The following is an 18,136-nucleotide window of genomic DNA, read 5'->3' as shown; positions in this document are numbered from 1 at the left end:
TTCTGGAGCAAGATAGTTACGAACTTTACGTTACTAAACCGCCGGTTCAACTCCATCGGCCGCCGCGCCGCTCCTCTGGCGCCCCGACGGCCGTCCAGAGACACCCACCGCATCCTCGTCGCGTGGCGTGTCGCGAGGAAGGGAAAGCTCGGATGAAACGAGTCAGTCTGGTGCTGATGGCCGTCGTGTGTCTGATCGCTGCGGCGGTCGGTCTGCCCACGACACGGGCGGATGCCGCCCCGGGCGGTGGCTGTGACCGATCGAGTCCGGGCGATCGAGCGCTGACCGCCGTACTCAAACGAACCATCGGTGCGCCCGCCGCCCGACAGATCTGCTTCGACGTTCGGGACGCCGCCGGCCCGGAGACCTTCACCATCTCCGGCTCCCCCGGTCATGTCGCGATCCGCGCATCGAGTCTGTCCGCCGCCACGACCGGCACCGGCTGGTACCTGAAGTATGTCGTCCACGCAGCGGTCAACATGGGGAACTTCACCCCGAACGTCCCGCGCCTGATGCCGGCGCCGAAAAGCCCGATCACGCACTCGTCGAGCGCGAAGGACCGCTACGAGGGCAACGACACCCAGGACGGCTACACCAACCCCTACATGAGCTGGTCCAAGTGGCAGAACATGCTCGACATGTATGCCCTGCACGGCATCAACGAGGTCTACGTCCTGCCCGGCAGTGACGCGGTGTATGAGGAGATGCTGCAGGACTTCGGTTACACGGCGGACCAGGCAAAGGCGTGGATCCCGCTCCCGGCGACCCAGCCGTGGTGGGTCATGCAGAACCTCTCCAACGACACCGCGCCGATCTCCCAGAGACTGTTGGACGACCGCGCCGCGCTCGGTCGCAAGATCCTCAAGCGCTGCAAGGAACTGGGCATCACACCGGTGCTGCCCGGCTACTTCGGAACGGTGCCCACCGACTTCGCAACCGTGAATTCGACTGCCAGCAATGGAAATCCGCCGCACGTCGTTCCGCAGGGAACCTGGAACGGCACGCAGCGACCGGCCTGGCTCGACCCGACGGACCCGCTCTTCCCCAAGGTCGCCGCGTCCTACTACCGGCATGCCGACAAGCTGGTCGGCAGCAGCGCCATGTACCGGATGAACCCGTTGCAGGAAGGTGGCAAGCTCGGCGGTATCGACCCCGGCAAGGCTGCCAACGCGATCATGACCTCGCTGCAGACAAGCGAGCCCGGGGCCACCTGGATGCAGCTCGGCTGGCAGGCGAACCCCACGAAGGAACAACTCGCCGGCCTGACGCCGGATCAACGCTCGCACCTGCTCATCTCGGACGGTACGACGGACACCGGCAGCACCATGCCGAGCCGCGACACGGACTGGCCGGACACGCCGTGGCTGTTCGGCACGATCCCGTTCGGTGGCGGCCAGACGGCGATGGGAGCGAACGGCCAGGTCTGGATCGACCGCTACTACAGCGAGGCAGCCAAGGCCGGAAGCAACATGACAGGCATCTCGTTCGCACCCGAAGGAATCAACGATCCTGCTGCGTTCGAGTTGTTCGCCGAACTCCCCTGGCACTCAAAGGCGTTCGACCTCAGCAAGTGGTTCAGTCAGTATGCCCAGGGGCGTTACGGCACCGACCGGGCCGACGCGGCATGGTCGGCCATCGCCACGACATACACCCGGCCGATCACCTGCTGCAAGAAGGAGTCTCCGCTCGGCAAGACTCCCTCGTTGACCGCCGGGATCTCGGAGAACTACGACACCGAGACCTTCGCGACGGCGCTGCCGTTGCTCACGGAGGCGGCGAAGTCCGTGGCCCAGCCCGCGGCATACGACTATGACGTGGCGGACGTAGCGAACCAGGTTCTCTCGAACTGGGCGAACGACCGCTTGCCGGAGATCAGCGCGGCATACAACGCCAAGGACCTGACAACCTTCGACCGGTTGACCCGGACCTGGCTGGGCGCGATGTGGCTCGACGACAAGACGCTCGGATCCGTGCCGGACTTCATGATCGGAACGTATGTTGCCGACGCGGAGAAGGCAGGTCATGACGGCACCGAGTCGGCGGCATACCGGACGAATCTCCTCGACCTGTGGTCGATCTGGTTCAGCAACCGAGGTCCGTCGGCCGGCAACGGTGGGCTGCTGAACTACGCGGCACACCTGACGTCGGGGATGATCCAGGACTACTACCAGCCGGGTTGGCAGAAGTACTTCGACTCGCTGCGCACCGCCCTGCAGAACAACTCCACCCCGGCGAAGATCGACTGGCTCGCGTTCGGTGACAAGTTCGCCTCCTCGACGCACCACTACCCCACCGGACCGCACGGCAACACCGTCGTCTACGCGCAACTGCTCACCCGATTGCTCGGGGTCAAAGCGATCGCGCAGCCGAAGATCACCACGCCGATCAACGGGTCGTCACTGCCTGAATCACCCGACAGCGTCGCCGGCACCGGCACCGCCGGGGCAAAGGTCTCCGTCACCGACGGCGCGTCCGCGGTCTGCACGACCACCGTTGCAACCAATGGCAATTGGTCGTGTGCGCCGTCGCCGGCACTGGCCGATGGATCGCACACTCTGTCCGCCATACAAACGGATGCGCAGGGCCGCACCTCCAATCCGGCAACGGTGACCGTGACCGTCGGGAAGGACCCGACGCTCGCGGACAACTGGACCTTCGACTCGGCGACGAACGGAGTGGTCACCGACAATGGTCGTGATCATTTCGACGGCACCCTGACCGGAACGACGACGCTCGCCGCCGGAAAGTCCGGTCAGGCAGCGAAATTCGACGGCTCGGTCGCTCCGGTGAACACCTCGGCGACGAACCTGTCGGGACCGTGGGCCGTCGGCGCCTGGGTCAACCCGAGCGCCATGTCCCACAGCGCGAACCTGATCAACGGTGACCGGGTGCAGGGCAACAGCTCACTGAAGATCCAGCAGAACGTCACCGGTGGCGCTGTCGGCGCGACCGCGTTCTATGTGAAGGACTACGCGATCGACTACGTCGCACCGCTGAACACGTGGACGTATCTGACGTACGTGAACGACGGGCGCCAGATCACGATCTACGCCAACGGCAAGGTCGTCGGCACGGTGCCGGCGAGCTTCCCGCTCAGTCGGGCCGCCATCGGCAGCACGCAGAGCAATGCCGGCAAGGACGTCTACACCGGGCTGATCGACGAGCTGAGCATCTTCGCCAACAGCCTCACGCCGGACCAGGTCGCGGCGCTGTACTCCTCGGCACAGACGGGAGGGACCGGCACGCACTGACCTGCTCTGCCGAATGCCCCGGATCACGTTGTGATCCGGGGCATTCGCGTCTTCGCGAGAGCGAGAGGATGGCTGTCATGAAGACGCATCAAGTCACGTCCGACGTGTTCCTCGTGGAGGGCATCGCCTCCAACTGGGTCATTGTCCGAGACGGCCAGGACCTCACCTTGATCGACGGCGGCTATCCGAAGGATCTCGACGGCGTGGTCGCGTCCGTGGAGGAGCTCGGCCATCGGATCGAGGACATTCGCGGGGTGCTGATCACGCATGCACACATCGACCACATCGGCGCCCTTCCGGCACTGCTGCAGCGGCGAGCTGTCCCGACATACGCCGGTGAACGCGAGCTGCCGATGCTCACCGGCCAACGCCACGAGCAGGCCAGCAGGTGGGACGTCGTCTCACGTTGTTGGCGCCCACGAGTTGCCAGGTGGGCGCTCACGATCGCCCGAGCAGGTGCACAGAGCAAGGTTGTCTTGCCGGAAACCATTCCGTTGCAAGCAGATTCGGCAGTCGATCTCCCCGGCGCGCCACGGGCTGTCCCCTGCCCGGGTCACACGTCCGGCCACACGGCGTACGTGATCCCCGAGGCCGGCGTCGTCGTCACCGGCGATGCGCTCATCACCGGCCACCCCATTCTGAGCCGCTCCGGACCACAGCCGCTGCCGGCCTTCTTCAGCCACGCACCGGACGAGGTGGACTCCGGTCTGGACGCACTGACCGACTTGGACGTCGACACCGTCCTGCCCGGGCACGGTCTGGTATGGCGCGGCTCGATCCGAACCGCGGTGGACGAAGCCCGCGCCTGACCTGTCCGCCCCACCTGTGGACAAGCATCTCCGCCCCCTGCTTCGTCTCCGGTACAAAGGGACCCCGGATCGAGGAGGAAGCAATGTCAGTCAACCGCGAGCACTGGATGGGGCCGCTCCCGGCAACCCCAGGTTGCGACTGCCACATCTGTCGGCCCGAGAGGTCCTACGACGTGCAGGACCGTCGCGTCATCGACACCGTTCTCGAACACGGCTGGCAAGTCATCCTGGTGGCCGATGACGCCGAGTGCACCCATCCCGACCACCTCGGCTGGGACGGGCCCGACGACCCCGACACCAAGCCGGCGTTCGCCTACACGATCGGCCTCAGGCATCGGGCAGGGCACCCCGAGCTACTGATGTCCGGTCTCGATCCCGGTCTCATGCATCACGCGCTCAATGAGATCGCCGGGCGAGTCATGGGCGGTCTTCGACTGCGTCCTGGAGATGCGCTGGAGGATGTCCTCGCGGGAGTGCCGGTGGCGGTCGAGGAAATCACCGATGTCGCCCGCAGGGACGCAGTGACCTGGTCCGGCTGGTTCCACCGTCGCACACCGGACGCCCTGGCGATCGTCTGGCCCGACCGGAGCGGCATCTTCGCGTGGCAGCCGGGGGCACCCGCCATACTCGACGAACTCCAACCGCGCCAATGGCGTGTGCCGATTCAGCACACCGGCGGTCTGGCCGTCGATCCCGCCTGGGACTTCCCGGTCCCGCCGGAACAGCGTGTCTTCTCCTGCACGCACGTCATCGACGAAGGCAGGGTCGTCCTCTGGGCGGCTCGACAATCGGATGAGATCCGCGGCGAGGACTGGACCATCCACTGCGGCGCGACGGGCCACGAGTCCGACGACATACGACTGGTGCATCTGGCTCATCTGCTCCGCGCAGCGCCGAGTCTTCGTCGGCTCGGCAACCTCGGGCTCGACACCGAGGCATGGCGCCCTGGTCCCGACTCGGCATGGGGGACAGCCGCGCTCTCCCCTTGAGCCGTCAAAGGTCCGAGTGACGTCAGTGCAGCGCCGACAGGGCGGTCCACTGCTTCCACGACAGAGCCCAGTCGTAGAACTCGGTGCGCTCGTCGGCGAGCTTCACCTTGGTGCCGCGGACGTCGACCGGATCGCCGTAGATCGCCGTCTTGTAGTAGGCCTTGCCGTTTGCCGTCGACAGGTTGATGCAGCCGTGCGAGACGTTCGTCTTCCCTTGCTGCGCAACGGTATCCGGGTTGGCGTGGATGAACTGGCCGTTGTTGTTGAACCGCACGGCCCAGTGTTCGATCTCGTCGTAATGGAACAGCTTCGACTTCATCTCCACCGTTTCCTGCTTGCCCATCACCACGTTGATGCCGGTGCGGGTGTTGCGGATCGGGTCCGAGTTCAGCCCGTATGACGCGGGGTAGGTCGCCACCTTCGCGCCGTCGCGGTAGATCACGATGTTGTGCTTGCGCGCATCGGCGATGACGACCTGCGAGCGTCCGATGTTGAAGGTCCAATCCAGGTCCTGCACCCCGGTGATGCCACCACCCCAGTCCAGGTGTGCCAGCGGCAGGATGACATGGACCTCGGTGTATGCCGGCCAGTACTTCTTGGTCCGGAAATGCGCCGTCGAGTTCGGCGCGTTGTCGGGCAGCCACGCCCACGACCCGACGGCCGGCTTCCAGGGACCCTTCGACCCGGCCGGTCGGATCAGCACTTGCAGGTGCTTCTCGACCGCGGCCTTGTCGGTCACGTTCGCGCTGAAATTGACCACGATCGGTGCGGCGACGCCGACCGTCACATCGACTCCGATGTTCGCCGTCGCCCGGGCCGTCTGGGTGGCCGCGGTCGACGCGACCGTGCCGTGGCTGGTCGCGCCCGCGGAGGTGATCGCCGTCCATGACCAGGACTCCTTCGGCCCGATCACACCGGTGCTGACCCAGCTCGTGCCGCCGGAACCGAGCTTGCCCTCCACCGGCTTGCCGGCGTCGTCCTGCACCGTCAACGACCGCAGTCGCGCCGACGCGGTCAGCGTGACGGGCGCACCGAACGGCACGCTCCCACTGACCATGCCTGTTGCGGTGACCTTGGCCGGCGTCGGCGCCGCCGTGCTGGAGGGCGAACCGTGACCCTTCGAGGTCGTCCGACCACTCGCCGGTCGACCGGCGCTCTTCTGCCCGTCTCCGCAGGCGATGGCACCGGCCAGCACAGCCGTTGCCAGCGCGCCGCTCATCGCGACACGTCGCGTCAATCCATCCGACACGTCATACCCCTCACGGAACCCCCACAAATGTGCAGGCCTCAGGGTAAGACGCACCCTCCCCGCACCGACAAAACGGACGCGCCGCTCACAGGCAACCGAAACCGAAACGTCATACGTTCACAGAATGTTCACGCCCGGGCGCCGACCTTCCACCACAAAGCTGCGACCGCCGCGCCCGCAACGATCGTGACGGCCAACGGGATGACGCGCCCGCCCTCGTGGTCGGTGTATGACGCCCGCACCGATCCGCCGGACCGCCACGACAGGATCGAACGATCCGACTGCGCGGACAACACCGCGGTGTTGCTCTGGTAGGAACCGGTCGAGAACATCGCCATCGCGGACCCGAGAGAACCCAGCGACGCGAACGACGCGACGGACCCGACCGAGAAGGCCGACCCGACCGAACCGATCGAGCAGAACGACTCCGTCGAACCGATGCTCAGGACGGAGTTGCGGGACGCGATCGACCACCGTGACGTCATGGCGCCACCACCGGGAAGTATGTCGCCAGGAAGTCCACGGTGTTCCGCCATGCCGCAGCCGATGCCTCGGGATGGTGGAACATCGGGTGCGGGTTGTCGAAGGCGTGCCCGGCGCCGGCATACGTCTCGAACCGCACGCTGTCGCGGGCGACCGCTGACCGGATCCGCTCCACCACCTCCATCGGGATGTAGTCGTCCGACTCCCCGAAGTGATGCAGTCCCGGTGCCGTCACGTCACCCGCGAGGTCGAGCAGATTCGGCAACGCCGATCCGTAGTAGCTCACCAGCACCTCGACCTCGGTCGCGGCAGCGACGTTGAACGCCAGCCCACCGCCGAAGCAGAAGCCGAAGACCCCGACTCGACCGTCGACGTGTTCGTCCGCACGGGTGGCCGCGACAGCCGTCACGCCGTCCTCCACCGCCTTCGCCCAGTCGACCTGGCCCATCAACGACATCGCTCGCTGCAACATGTCGTCACGCGTCTCGTCAATCTCGGAATCGTCCAGCCGCCAATAGATTTCGGGCACGATCACGACATACCCGAGCCCCGCGAGGTCGGCCGCCCGCGCCTTGATGTAGTCGGAGACGCCGAAGATCTCCTGGAAGAGCACCAGCCCCGGACCTGACCCCGACTCGGGCAGGAATCGCCACGCGGGCATCTGGCCGTCGTCGGTCGGTATGTCGATCTGCTCGCTCATCCCAGCAGTCTGTCACCACGCCGGTCGAGTAGCGGCGAGGCACGAGCCGCGTATCGAGACCTCGGAACTCGGCGTACGCTCCGAAGATGCAGCAGGAGCCGGTGCGGCTCGCCGAGGTGCTGGCGTCGTTGTCCCTGGCGACCGACCTCGGTCTTGGCCTGCCGGAGGCACACGTGCTGCGGCAGACGGTAATCGCTGCACGACTGGCTGAGCTGGCCGGTTTCGACGACGACGTGCGAGCCGACACGTTCTACGTGTCGCTGATGGCGTGGATCGGCTGCGTGGCCGACTCCCATGAATTGGCAACGTGGTTCGGCGATGACCGGCAGCTGCGCGCCGACAGCTACGGCGTCGATCGCCGGCCGTGGACGATGATGCCGTTCATGCTCGCGCACATCGGTGCGGGTCGCGGACCGGGCCAACGTATGGCGGTCACCGCCCGCTTCCTCACCAGTGGCTTCCGCGACGCCCTCGGCACCTTCGTGACCCACTGTCAGACCACTGGCGACATCGCCGACCGCCTCGGGATGCCCGCGTCGGTGCGCCGCTCCCTGGCTCAGGCGTTCGAGCGGTGGGACGGCAAGGGCGTGCCCGGTGATGTCGGCGGCGACGAACTGGAGCAAGCCATCCGCATCGTCCAGATCGCCGATGACACAGAGGTTTTCGCTCATTCGGGAGACGTTGGATCTGTGGTGGCGATGTTGCGGGCGGGCCGGGGGCGGGAGTTCGATCCGTCCCTGGTCGATCTGTGTGTCGAGCACGTCGAGGACGTCCTGCGCGGGTTGGCCGACCTTGACGCGTGGGGAGCCGTCATCGCCGGCTGTGCCGCACTGGACCGGCCACTGGCCGAGGAGGAGCTGACGCCCACGCTGGAGACGTTCGCGGACTACGCCGACCTGAAATCGCCCTGGTACCTGGGCCATTCGCGTGCCGTCGGCATGCTGGCCCACCGTGCTGCCGATGCGAGTGGCATCGAGGACGCCGACCTCGTCATGCGTGCGGGCCTCGTGCACCGGATCGGCTCGATCGGGGTTTCGTCCTCGGTCTGGAACAAGCCGGAGCCATGGTCGACGGCGGAGCGGGAGCGAGTTCGCGCTGTCCCCTACCTCACCGAGCGCGTATTGGCCCGGCAACCCACACTCGCCCGCATCGGTCGGCTTGCCGCGATGACACACGAGCGGTTGGACGGCAGTGGCTATCCTCGCGGACTCACCGCGACCGCACTGGACGGTTCGGCGCGAGTGCTCGCCGCAGCCGACTTCTACCAGGATCTGGTCGAAGCACGGCCCGGACGGCCGGCAGTACCCCCGGCAGACTGCACGGACGCCTTGCACGCTGAGGTCCGGGCAGGACGACTCGATGCCGCAGCGGTCGATGCTGTCCTGCAAGCAGCCGGCCACCGCGTGCCGCGGCGGATCCCGCAGGTGGCATCGCTCACCGGGCGTGAGGTCGACGTGCTCGTCCTCCTGGTGCGCGGGATGAGCACGAAGGAGATTGCGCGCCGCTTGACCGTCAGTCCGAGGACGGTGACCTCGCACCTCGAGCACATCTATGCCAAGACCGGCACGACCTCGCGTGGCGCGGCGTCGATGTTCGCGCTGCGGCACGGCCTGGTCAGCGCCGAACAGGACTGGCAGACCGCACCACCGGAAGATCGGTAGTTCTTCCGATGTGACGGGCGCCGGCGCGGCATACAACAGAGGCATGAGCACCAACACCAGAACCGAGAACACAACCACCACAGAGCCGCCCGTCAACGGTCGACTGGTTCATGCGATCAGCTGCCGTGACTTCCGGGAGTTCGAGGACTGCCTCGACGACAACGTGCACCTGCGTGCGCTGCTGCCGTCCGGACTGCTCGAGCTCGACGGCGCTGCCAGGATCGCCACCCAGTTCGAGAACTGGTTCGGCGGGACCGACGATTTCGCCCTGGTCGAGGCGTCCGCCGGAGCGGTCGGCGCGAAGCGCTACCTGCGTTGGCGGATCCGGCTCAACCCGCCCGGATCACCCGAGCAGGCCCGGGTCGCCGAGCAGCACCTCTTCACGACCGGCCGCGACCACATCGAGACGATCGACCTCGTGTGCAGCGGCTTCCAGCAAATGCGGGTCGAATAGGCGAGCCCGGAAGCTGGTCGAGTAGCGGTGAGGTACGAGCCGCGTATCGAGACCCTGGATCTCGATACGCTCCTTCGTCGCTACTCGATCCGCGACCGGGCCCTCAGATCCCTGCTGCGTTGTCAACGCCGCCACTGACCGGCAGGTCGGCGAAGACGTCCGGCGGTTCACGCCAGAGGTCCGGCAACGTGCCGGACCGGGCCGCCTGCACGGCACGCCATACCCGTTGTGGCGTGCACGGCAGGTCGATGTGCCGCACCCCGAGATGACTGACCGCATCGACCACTGCGTTCTGCACGGCGGGCGTGGAACCGATCGTCGCTGACTCGCCAATTCCCTTGGCTCCCAGGGCGTTCAGTGGAGTCGGCGTCATCGTGGAGGCGGTCTCGAAGTCGAGCAGATCGGCGGAGCTCGGCATCGCGTAGTCGACGAGTGTCGTCGTCAGCGGCTGCCCGTCCGCGTCGAACACGACCTCTTCGTAGAGCGCCTGCGCGATGCCCTGCGCCAGCCCACCATGCTGCTGGCCCTCGACCAACAGCGGATTCAGCACCCGACCACAGTCGTCGACCGCTATGTGCCGCACCGGTCGGACGTGCCCGGTCTCGGTATCGACCTCCACGACGGACACGTGCGCGCCGAAGGGGAAGGTCGAGCCCTTCTGGTTGACATCGACGCCTGCGGCCAGCTCCTCACCCGATTCCTTTGCGGCAGTGGCGACTTCGGCCCAGCTGACTGTGGCTCCCCCGGGCACGCCGGCGACCCCGAAGGCACCCTCGTCGGTGAGCACGATGTCTTCGACGGCAGCCTCGAGCCGTGACGCGGCGAACCGGCGGGCCTGGTCCAACACGGTGGTCGCGGCGGACTGCACGGCGCTGCCGCCCAGTTGCAACGAACGTGATCCGCCGGTGCCACCGCCGCGCGGCACGACCGCGGTGTCGGACTGGACGTAGGTGATCTTGTCCATCGGTATGCCGAGCGCGTCGGACACCAACATCGAGAACGCGGTCGCGTGCCCCTGCCCGTGCGCGGAGGTGCCGGACGACACCGTCGCTCTGCCGTCATCGTGCACCGTCACGGAGCCGAACTCCGAGCCGCCACCGGGCGCGGTCACCTCGACGTAGACACTCACCCCGATGCCCAACTGGACAGGATCGCCGCTCGCGCGACGGGTGGCCTGCTCCTCGCGGAGCTTGTCGTAGTCGGCAAGCCGCAACGCCTCACGTAGCGGCAGGTCGTAGTCTCCCGAGTCGTATGTCGCACCCATCGGCGTCGTCACCGGAAAACCGTTGGGGTCCAGGAAGTTTCGTCTGCGCAGCTCGACCGGATCGATGTCGAGCTCGTCGGCGGCGATGTCCATCATCCGCTCGATGTGCGCGGCGGCCTCGGGACGTCCGGCGCCGCGGAAGGCGCCCATCGGTGCGGTGTTGGTGACGGCGGTGGCTGCGTCATAAGCGATGACGGGGACGTCATACACGCCGGGCACCATGAGCGCGGTCATGTGGATCGGCAGAGCGCCGCCGAAGCCGGCCCACGAGCCCGCGTCACCGATCACCCGCGCCCGCAGACCGACGATCTTGCCGCCGTTGCGGAGCCCGAGCTCGTAGTAACCGACCTGGCCGCGGCCGTGCATCCCCTGCAGGTTCTCCGAGCGTGTCTCGACCCAGGCCACCGGACGACCGAGTCTGCGCGCGGCGCCGATCACGGCGGTGTGCTCGGCGATCATGCCGGCCTTGCCACCGAACCCGCCACCCACGTGTGGCGCGATGACCCGGACCGTCTCCTTCGGTATGCCGAACTCCTCGGCGACCATGGCCTGGAAGCCGTGCGGCATCTGTGTCGAGACGTGTATGACGAGATCGTGGTCCCCGTCGCCGCTCGGTTCGACGGCAATTGCGTTGCCCTCCATGGGCATCACCGCGACGCGCTGGTTCACCATCCGCGCACGGACGACGGTGTCGGCACCGGCCAACGGATCCTCAGTGACCGCAGACCGATTGCCCGCGACGAGATTGGTGCCGAGCTCCGGGAACTGCAGCTCGGCATCGGACGCGAGGGCGTCCACGGGGTCCGCGACGGCGGGCAGCGGGTCGTAGTCGACATCGACCAGTTCGACCGCGTCGGCGGCCGCCGCTCGGGACTCCGCCACAACCACTGCGACAGGTTCGCCGACGAACCGCACCCGGTCCACTGCCAGCGGTGGTCGGGGCACCTTGGCGTTGAGAACCATCAGCCCGTGGTGCGGGGCGAGCGACAGGTCAGCGGCGGTGTATACCCCGACGACACCCGGCCCGGCAGCGGCTTCGGTGGTGTCGATGTCGCGAATATGACCGTGCGCCAACGGAGATCGGACGAACGCGGCATACAGCAGACCGTCCAGATCGAGGTTGCCGACGAAGGTCGAATCACCGGTGACCAGTGCCGCGTCCTCGACCCGGCGAACGCGTGTTCCGAGAATTGAACCTGCCATGCGACCGACGCTACGCCTGCCGACCCCTCCCGCGGGGGTCAAGCAAGATCCCTGAGGAGCCCGCGAGGGACGAGCGGGCCTTGAGCAAGATCCCTGAGGAGCCCGCGAGGGACGAGCGGGCGTCTCGAAGGGTCGCCCCACCGGCATTCGATCTCGATACGCTCCTTCGTCGCTACTCGATCAGCGTCGCGTCACCCACAGGTCGACAGCACTCTGTCGATGGCGTCCTTCTCGGCCTTGGTGACCCACAGGTGGTAGGCGCTCTTCACCGCGACCTGTTTGCTCACGTAGGTGCAGCGGAACGCCTTGTTCTTCGGCAGCCACGTCGCGGCGTCGCCGTCCTGCTTCTGCATGTTGGCCCGTCCGCTGACCGCGAGGAGGTTGCGCGGGTCGTTGGCGAGATTCTGCCGCCGCTCGGCGCTCAGTTGCTGCGCGCCCTTCTGCCAGGCGTCCGACAACGCGACCACGTGGTCGATCTGAATGGCGTTGCTCGTGCCCACTCCGCGGTGGAAGCTGATCCGCTCGCGTGTGTAGGGATCGTCGAGCACCCCGGTGAGCACGACACAGCCGTGGGTGTTCGGTTTCAGCGTGATGTCGCGCAGGTCGCGCCGCAGGATGTCGTTGCGGGTGTCGCAGCCGTTGTGCCCGAACTGTGTTGTGACGTCGTCGGTCCAGGACACCCCGAACTTGTCCCGACGGTCGTACCCGGTCTTCGGGGCGCGGCCCTTGACCGGCAGCGTGCCGAGCAGCGCCAGGGTGCGCGTGACGACGGCCTTCGCGGGCGCTGACAAGGAGGGCGCCGACGAGGACGGCGCTGCGGAGCTCGACGTCGTTGGTGCGCGTGATGATTCGCTCGGGTGGACCGTCGACGTCGGAGTCACGGTTCGGGTGACGGTGACCGTCCTCGTGACGGTCGGCGCCGAGCTGCTCGCGGTGCCGGCGGTCGACATACATCCGGCCAGCAACGGCGCGCAAAGCGCAGCGGTCATCGCAACTCTCCATGCCCGTCGCCGTGACCCCACCGGACAGTCCTATCTCAGGACCTCCGATGACGAGGACACCGGGTCACTCGCGGCTACCCACCGAGTGCCTCCAGACGATGTCCATGAGGGTGCGCTCGGGATAGGAACGGGTGGGCGGCGGCATACCTGGTGGTGCGGCGGCATACCTGGTGGTGCAGGCGGATGACTGTATGCCGTGAATCCGGCTGTCCTGGTGACGGTTTCGCTCGCATCACCGGTGACCTCGTAGTCCGGATGCTCCTTCACGTAGTTGCATCGCTCGCGCAGTCCCTGCCCGTTGCGCTCGGTGGTCTCACCGCCGTCGGCATACCCCCGAATGTGGTCGGTATGGCGAATGGGCGCGCCACACCACGGTGTCCGACAGATCTGGTCCCGGAAGTGGATCAGCGTCGCGAGCAGGCCGGGATAGCGACGAGCACGCGAATCCATGCCGACAATGTCGCCGGTGCCGGGTTGGGTGAACAATCGGCGGATCCGCGGGCCGGTCGGGTCTCCTTCGCCCATCCACTCACGAGCCACATCGGCCGGCACGGGCCCGTAGCCCGACAGATGTGCCGGCGTTTCGCCGGTCAGCGTGTCCCATGGCATCAGCAGATCGACACACACCCCGAGGTTGCTCTGCGCGCGGGCACGTCCGGTGACCCGCTCGACCAGCGCGTCGGCCATCGTCTGACCTCGCGGAGCGTCCGACTCCGCGGCGACACTGGACAGCGCGGCCTGACACGCCACCGCGTCCCGGACCGGAAGGAGCGCGGTCAGGTAGGCCATGCAATCCGGCGCCGGCCGCACACTCACCCGACGTTCGGACTCCGCTGCCAGGCGGCGCTCCCGGACAGCCTCCGGATCCCTCAGGTAAACCTGCTCACGGACGGCCCGCACCAAGGATTCGACGGAAACAGTCCCCAGCAACGGCGCGGTCGCCCGGTCCACCGCGGAACGGTCGGCGCTCGGTAGACCGGACAGCTCACGGACCATTCACGCGGCGTCGGCCTCGCTCAGCACCCCGGCCGCCAATGCAGCCAGGGTGCACGGCATGTCCTCGACCAGCGCGTGCGCCACCGTGGCGAACGCCGAGCCCTTCTGCAGTGAGCACCGCCGCGCGAGGCCGACCCGCGCCCCCGTCAGTCGCCTCGTCTCGCTCGACTCGATCCGTCGTGGGACGTCCCGCCGCGTCTGCATCTCTTCGGCAGCCACCACCAGTCGCGCCTCCCGCGCGCTGATCGCGTTGCGCAACTCGTCGAGCGCGCGCAGCTCTTGCCACGGATCCCGGGTGTCGATCGTCTCGTCGAGTCGGTCGTGGAACGCACGGACCGCGGATGCGTCCATCACGCCTGCAGCGGGTCCACCACTCCCCAACTCGATCTCGTTCATGTGTTCGATTATGTCACGAAACCGCTTGTCCCACAACACTTTTGGCGTATCAACGCTATCCACATCCCCTCACCATCACCAGGGGGATGTGGACAACCGCGCCACTACAGCCGGCATCAGAAGCTCTCGAGCAGCAACTGCGCCAGCTCGTTCGGATGAGTCAGCAACACGTCGTGCCCACTGGCCATGCTGGTCACCGGCAGGTCATAACCAACCGCGAACTCCCGAAACGGAACTCCATTGCCGGGCTCCATCACGATCGCCGAAGCATCGGTATGACGATCGGGCATCCCACACAACGGATCGGTGAACGTCGGCCACGGTTGCGGGATCAGCCGCGGCGCCAGCCAGTCGATCTGATCGGGGTCGGTGACACCGAGTTGCTGCGGAGTGGGCGCCGGCAACCAGCCGCCGGACTGTTGTTCGCGCCAGACCTGCGCGAACGCGGGAGGCGCAAGATCGAGCAGACAGTCACCCTCGGCCCCGAGCCAGGCATCGACATGGACGATGTGCTGGATACGTCGTTCGACACCGCGCGCGAACGCCTGCTGTATGACGAGCCCGGCGTAGCTGTGTCCGATCACGACGACCCCGTCACGGGCTGCGTTGATCGCATCCGCGACCACCGCCGCATGGTCTTCCAGCGTCGCGGGCGCGCCACCCGGGCCACACGATGGCAATTCCGGTGCTGTCGGCCGGTGTCCGGCTGCCGCGAGGAGCGGCGCCACCGGGTCCCACGCCCACGCGCCATGCCATGCACCATGGACCAGGACCAGGTCCCTTCCGTCACTCATCGCGTCACCCCTGACAGTTATGCAAACGGTCGTTCGCCAAATTACCAGACGCTCGTCCACTAAGATGGCCGCATGCGAAAGTCTGCCGAGGAAGCACTGCGCACCCGCGAGCGAATCGTCGACGCCGGCGTCCAGCGCACCTCGGTCGACGGCATACGCAGCGTCAGCATCGGCGACCTCGCCGCCACGCTCGGCATGAGCAAGGCCGGGATCGTCGGGCCGTTCGGCTCCCAGGAGCAACTGCAGCTCGCCGTGATCGCCCGTGCGAAGGAGACCTTCGTGGCGGCCGTCATACAACCCGGGTTGAAGCAGGAAGCCGGACTCCCCCGATTGCGCGCGTGCGTGCGCGCCTGGTGCCGCTACCTCGGCAACGGCACGTTCCCGGGCGGTTGCTTCGTCACGGCCGCATCGACCGAACTCGACGGCCGACCCGGCGTCCTGCGGGATGCCGTGAGCGAGCTCGTGATCCTGTGGCGCGACTTTCTGCGCACGCAGATCGTCACCGCCCAGACGGCGGGTCAATTGGAGCGACGGCGCAAGGCCGACGATCTGGTGACGACCCTGAACGGGATTGCCATGTCTGCGAATCAGGAGATCCAGTTGCTCGCAGACAAAACAGCGGCGCGCCGCGCGGAGCGCCTCATGCTTGCCCAGCTCGACGCTTGGCGAACGGCCGACTGAGTCAATCAACAGTTAAGTGACCTCTTGACCATCTGGGACCTCCCGTGCAATGGTTAAGAACATGCCTAACCAACAGGAGCCGGACGACCTGGGTCAGGTCTTCCACGCGATCGCCGACCCGACCCGGCGGGCCATCGTGCAGCGCCTGGTCCACGGCCCGGCGGCCGTGAAGACGCTCGCCGAGCCACTGGCGATGTCCCTGCCGGCTGTCATGCAGCACCTGCAGGTGCTCGAAGCCGCCGGCGTCATCACCACCGAGAAGGTGGGCCGAGTCCGCAGCTGCCGCGTCGAGCCGACGGCCCTGCGCGCCGCGGAGCAGTGGCTCAGCCGGCAACGCACCGATTGGGAACGGCAATTGGATCAGTTGGACGACTATCTGAAAGGACACTGATCATGGATGTCACACACTCGACGTTCACTCTCGAGCGCCACTTCCCCGCTCCCGTCGACCGCGTCTTCGCGGCCTGGGCGACCCCGGAGGCACGACGCCGGTGGATGGCCCAAGGCGCAGAGCACACAATGGATTTCGTCGTCGGTGGCACGGAGACGATCACCGCACCTGACCCGCAAGGTCGGCCGCTGATCTATCGGGCGCGGTATGCCGACATCGTCCAGGACGAGCGCATCCTGACCACGTCGACCCTGCACACCGAGGACCGCTTGTCGACGGTCTCGACGACCAGCGTCGAGTTCCACGCCGAGGACGACGGCACCCGCGTCGTCGTGACGGAGCACGGCATCTACCTGCCGGGCCAGGAACAGCCCGAATGGCGTGAGCAGGGCACCGCGCAGCAACTCGACACCCTGGCGGCCGAGTTCGACCGGTGAATCACGCGGTCCTGCGCGATACCGTGACGCATGGACAACGTGGAGCGCGACGAGACACCGGCGGAGCGCGCTGATCGCAACTGGAACGATCTGCTGCAGGAGCTGCGGGTCACCCAGACCGGCATACAGGTCCTCGCCGGGTTCCTGCTGACTCTGCCCTTCCAGCAACGCTTTTCACGGCTGAGTGGTTGGCAGACCGGTCAATACTTGGCGGCCGTGTCGTGTGCCGTCGTCGCGGTGATCCTGCTCGTGGCGCCCGTCAGCGCACATCGGTGGCTGTTCCGGCATCACGAGAAGGATGTCGTCGTGGCGTTCGGTGATCGACTTGCCAAGGCCGGACTCGCAGTGCTCGCCCTGACGATCGTGCTCACCGTCCTGTTCGTATTTGGCGTCGTCGCAGGGCAACTCGCAGGGGCCGTTGTCGCGGCCGCCGTGGCGATCGTCTTCGTGGTCCTCTGGGTGGTCCTTCCGCTCCGCCTGCACCGGTCGGCACCGACGCCTCAGCGTTGACGGCCCGGTCCGGCTGCTCGCCGAGTAGCGTGAAGTGATGGAGCTCCGGATCAACGACGTCCTGGTCCACTACGTCGAGCACGGGACGGGCGTGCCGCTCATCGCGCTGCACGGCGTCGGTGTGGACCACCGCGAACTCGAGGCCGCGCTGGAACCGATGCTCGCGGACAGCGGTTGCCGCCGGATCTACCCCGACCTGCCGGCGATGGGCCACAGCACGGCGACCGGCCTGCGGAGCAACAACGACGTCGTGGCACTGCTGGCCGGGTTCATCGAGCAACTGGCCGAGGAGCCGGCGCTCCTGCTCGGTCATTCGTATGGCGCCTACCTCGCCCGCGGCGTCGCCGCACAGCGACCGGAGCTGCTGCACGGATTGGCGCTCATGTGCCCGCTGGCCGAGACCACCGGGCGGGTGCCGCCGCCGGAGGTCGTCGTCCAGGACGAGGCGGCATACGACGAATTGGAGCCGGACCAGCACGGCAGTTTCGACGACTACTTCGTCGTGCGCACCCCGGAGACGGCCCGCCGCTTCCGGGACTACGCAGCACCGGGCATGGGCCTGGTCGACTACCCGGCGCTGACCGAGATCTTCACCGACTGGCCGATCGACATGGGCAGGCACACGTTCTCGCGGCCGACCCTCGTTGCAGCTGGATTGCACGACATCACAGTCGGTTTCGACGACGCGGTGCGGCTGCTGGATGTCTACCCGCGGTCAACCCTCGCCGTGGTCGACGGCGCCGGGCACGCCATGCTGCACGAGCGCCCGGAGATTGTCACCGCACTGCTGGCCGACTGGATCGCGCGGGCACAGGCGGTTGCGGACACGAGCTCCCTGAGGAGCTCATGAGGAACGAGTGAGCGTCT

Annotated in this window: 18 protein-coding genes; 10 read left to right on the top strand and 8 right to left on the bottom strand. The window is 67.0% G+C overall.

The features are described 5' to 3' along the window. Positions 1 to 152 precede the first annotated feature (152 nt). The 3 genes from ACZ50J_RS07985 to ACZ50J_RS07975 all read left to right on the top strand — a co-directional run bounded on the left by ACZ50J_RS07985 (position 153) and on the right by ACZ50J_RS07975 (position 5,049). Positions 153 to 3,251 (top strand): alpha-N-acetylglucosaminidase TIM-barrel domain-containing protein, encoded by a 3,099-nt coding sequence (locus ACZ50J_RS07985; RefSeq protein ID WP_464300736.1) that lies wholly within the window; start codon positions 153 to 155, stop codon positions 3,249 to 3,251. 77 nt (positions 3,252 to 3,328) lie between these two features. Then, positions 3,329 to 4,060: an MBL fold metallo-hydrolase gene (locus ACZ50J_RS07980; RefSeq protein ID WP_464300735.1), complete on the top strand. Its 732-nt coding sequence runs from the start codon at positions 3,329 to 3,331 to the stop codon at positions 4,058 to 4,060. 83 nt (positions 4,061 to 4,143) lie between these two features. Next, positions 4,144 to 5,049, top strand: a complete 906-nt coding sequence (locus tag ACZ50J_RS07975; protein ID WP_464300734.1) for a DUF4262 domain-containing protein — start codon at positions 4,144 to 4,146, stop codon at positions 5,047 to 5,049. Positions 5,050 to 5,071: 22 nt separating this feature from the next. On the opposite strand, the gene ACZ50J_RS07970 is transcribed toward ACZ50J_RS07975, so the two are convergent. The 3 genes from ACZ50J_RS07970 to ACZ50J_RS07960 all read right to left on the bottom strand — a co-directional run bounded on the left by ACZ50J_RS07970 (position 5,072) and on the right by ACZ50J_RS07960 (position 7,481). Further along, the gene (locus ACZ50J_RS07970; protein WP_464300733.1) at positions 5,072 to 6,268 is read right to left on the bottom strand and encodes a L,D-transpeptidase; all 1,197 of its coding nucleotides are present in this window, start codon (positions 6,266 to 6,268) and stop codon (positions 5,072 to 5,074) included. Between the two features lie 158 nt (positions 6,269 to 6,426). Further along, on the bottom strand, positions 6,427 to 6,783 hold the full coding sequence (locus ACZ50J_RS07965) for a hypothetical protein (RefSeq protein ID WP_464300732.1): 357 nt from the start codon (positions 6,781 to 6,783) through the stop codon (positions 6,427 to 6,429). Further along, positions 6,780 to 7,481, bottom strand: coding sequence for a dienelactone hydrolase family protein (locus ACZ50J_RS07960; protein ID WP_464300731.1), 702 nt, complete (start codon positions 7,479 to 7,481; stop codon positions 6,780 to 6,782). Before ACZ50J_RS07960 ends, ACZ50J_RS07965 begins: the two co-directional genes overlap by 4 nt. Positions 7,482 to 7,567: 86 nt before the next feature. On the opposite strand from ACZ50J_RS07960, the gene ACZ50J_RS07955 reads away from it, so the two are divergent. Beyond that, positions 7,568 to 9,142: an HD domain-containing phosphohydrolase gene (locus ACZ50J_RS07955; protein WP_464300730.1), complete on the top strand. Its 1,575-nt coding sequence runs from the start codon at positions 7,568 to 7,570 to the stop codon at positions 9,140 to 9,142. A gap of 43 nt (positions 9,143 to 9,185) precedes the next feature. After that, complete coding sequence (locus ACZ50J_RS07950) at positions 9,186 to 9,596, top strand: hypothetical protein (RefSeq protein ID WP_464300729.1); 411 nt, start codon at positions 9,186 to 9,188, stop codon at positions 9,594 to 9,596. Between the two features lie 103 nt (positions 9,597 to 9,699). On the opposite strand, the gene ACZ50J_RS07945 is transcribed toward ACZ50J_RS07950, so the two are convergent. The 5 genes from ACZ50J_RS07945 to ACZ50J_RS07925 form a co-directional block, all read right to left on the bottom strand. Continuing rightward, on the bottom strand, positions 9,700 to 12,063 hold the full coding sequence (locus ACZ50J_RS07945; RefSeq protein ID WP_464300728.1) for a xanthine dehydrogenase family protein molybdopterin-binding subunit: 2,364 nt from the start codon (positions 12,061 to 12,063) through the stop codon (positions 9,700 to 9,702). Between the two features lie 191 nt (positions 12,064 to 12,254). Next, entirely contained in the window at positions 12,255 to 13,052 is a 798-nt protein-coding gene (locus ACZ50J_RS07940) for an HNH endonuclease family protein (protein ID WP_464300727.1), read from the bottom strand. Between the two features lie 42 nt (positions 13,053 to 13,094). Then, positions 13,095 to 14,060, bottom strand: coding sequence for an HNH endonuclease (locus ACZ50J_RS07935; RefSeq protein WP_464300726.1), 966 nt, complete (start codon positions 14,058 to 14,060; stop codon positions 13,095 to 13,097). Further along, a complete protein-coding gene (locus tag ACZ50J_RS07930) occupies positions 14,061 to 14,456 on the bottom strand; it encodes a hypothetical protein (RefSeq protein WP_464300725.1) in 396 nt (131 codons plus the stop codon). Positions 14,457 to 14,572: 116 nt separating this feature from the next. Beyond that, entirely contained in the window at positions 14,573 to 15,250 is a 678-nt protein-coding gene (locus ACZ50J_RS07925) for an alpha/beta fold hydrolase (protein ID WP_464300724.1), read from the bottom strand. Between the two features lie 72 nt (positions 15,251 to 15,322). Between ACZ50J_RS07925 and ACZ50J_RS07920 the strand changes: the two genes are divergently transcribed. The 5 genes from ACZ50J_RS07920 (at position 15,323) to ACZ50J_RS07900 (ending at position 18,119) form a co-directional block, all read left to right on the top strand. Then, positions 15,323 to 15,931: a TetR/AcrR family transcriptional regulator gene (locus tag ACZ50J_RS07920; RefSeq protein ID WP_464300723.1), complete on the top strand. Its 609-nt coding sequence runs from the start codon at positions 15,323 to 15,325 to the stop codon at positions 15,929 to 15,931. A gap of 61 nt (positions 15,932 to 15,992) precedes the next feature. Continuing rightward, positions 15,993 to 16,322, top strand: coding sequence for an ArsR/SmtB family transcription factor (locus ACZ50J_RS07915; RefSeq protein WP_464300722.1), 330 nt, complete (start codon positions 15,993 to 15,995; stop codon positions 16,320 to 16,322). 2 nt (positions 16,323 to 16,324) lie between these two features. Continuing rightward, positions 16,325 to 16,759 carry an SRPBCC family protein gene (locus tag ACZ50J_RS07910; RefSeq protein WP_464300721.1) on the top strand — a complete coding sequence of 145 codons (435 nt, stop codon included), beginning with the start codon at positions 16,325 to 16,327 and terminating at the stop codon, positions 16,757 to 16,759. Between the two features lie 30 nt (positions 16,760 to 16,789). Continuing rightward, positions 16,790 to 17,269 carry a DUF6328 family protein gene (locus ACZ50J_RS07905; RefSeq protein WP_464300720.1) on the top strand — a complete coding sequence of 160 codons (480 nt, stop codon included), beginning with the start codon at positions 16,790 to 16,792 and terminating at the stop codon, positions 17,267 to 17,269. A 37-nt stretch (positions 17,270 to 17,306) separates the two neighbouring features. Further along, complete coding sequence (locus ACZ50J_RS07900) at positions 17,307 to 18,119, top strand: alpha/beta fold hydrolase (RefSeq protein ID WP_464300719.1); 813 nt, start codon at positions 17,307 to 17,309, stop codon at positions 18,117 to 18,119. Positions 18,120 to 18,136: the final 17 nt, after the last annotated feature.

The sequence above is a fragment of the Flexivirga sp. G2 genome, assembly GCF_055397625.1.
This window is presented reverse-complemented; position numbering and strand designations above follow the sequence as displayed.

Coding starts and splice junctions, on each gene's coding strand:
- ACZ50J_RS07985 (WP_464300736.1), top strand. CDS start 153: ATGAAACGAGTCAGTCTGGTGCTGATGGCCGTCGTGTGTCTGATCGCT.
- ACZ50J_RS07980 (WP_464300735.1), top strand. CDS start 3,329: ATGAAGACGCATCAAGTCACGTCCGACGTGTTCCTCGTGGAGGGCATC.
- ACZ50J_RS07975 (WP_464300734.1), top strand. CDS start 4,144: ATGTCAGTCAACCGCGAGCACTGGATGGGGCCGCTCCCGGCAACCCCA.
- ACZ50J_RS07970 (WP_464300733.1), bottom strand. CDS start 6,268: ATGAGCGGCGCGCTGGCAACGGCTGTGCTGGCCGGTGCCATCGCCTGC.
- ACZ50J_RS07965 (WP_464300732.1), bottom strand. CDS start 6,783: ATGACGTCACGGTGGTCGATCGCGTCCCGCAACTCCGTCCTGAGCATC.
- ACZ50J_RS07960 (WP_464300731.1), bottom strand. CDS start 7,481: ATGAGCGAGCAGATCGACATACCGACCGACGACGGCCAGATGCCCGCG.
- ACZ50J_RS07955 (WP_464300730.1), top strand. CDS start 7,568: ATGCAGCAGGAGCCGGTGCGGCTCGCCGAGGTGCTGGCGTCGTTGTCC.
- ACZ50J_RS07950 (WP_464300729.1), top strand. CDS start 9,186: ATGAGCACCAACACCAGAACCGAGAACACAACCACCACAGAGCCGCCC.
- ACZ50J_RS07945 (WP_464300728.1), bottom strand. CDS start 12,063: ATGGCAGGTTCAATTCTCGGAACACGCGTTCGCCGGGTCGAGGACGCG.
- ACZ50J_RS07940 (WP_464300727.1), bottom strand. CDS start 13,052: ATGACCGCTGCGCTTTGCGCGCCGTTGCTGGCCGGATGTATGTCGACC.
- ACZ50J_RS07935 (WP_464300726.1), bottom strand. CDS start 14,060: ATGGTCCGTGAGCTGTCCGGTCTACCGAGCGCCGACCGTTCCGCGGTG.
- ACZ50J_RS07930 (WP_464300725.1), bottom strand. CDS start 14,456: ATGAACGAGATCGAGTTGGGGAGTGGTGGACCCGCTGCAGGCGTGATG.
- ACZ50J_RS07925 (WP_464300724.1), bottom strand. CDS start 15,250: ATGAGTGACGGAAGGGACCTGGTCCTGGTCCATGGTGCATGGCATGGC.
- ACZ50J_RS07920 (WP_464300723.1), top strand. CDS start 15,323: ATGCGAAAGTCTGCCGAGGAAGCACTGCGCACCCGCGAGCGAATCGTC.
- ACZ50J_RS07915 (WP_464300722.1), top strand. CDS start 15,993: ATGCCTAACCAACAGGAGCCGGACGACCTGGGTCAGGTCTTCCACGCG.
- ACZ50J_RS07910 (WP_464300721.1), top strand. CDS start 16,325: ATGGATGTCACACACTCGACGTTCACTCTCGAGCGCCACTTCCCCGCT.
- ACZ50J_RS07905 (WP_464300720.1), top strand. CDS start 16,790: ATGGACAACGTGGAGCGCGACGAGACACCGGCGGAGCGCGCTGATCGC.
- ACZ50J_RS07900 (WP_464300719.1), top strand. CDS start 17,307: ATGGAGCTCCGGATCAACGACGTCCTGGTCCACTACGTCGAGCACGGG.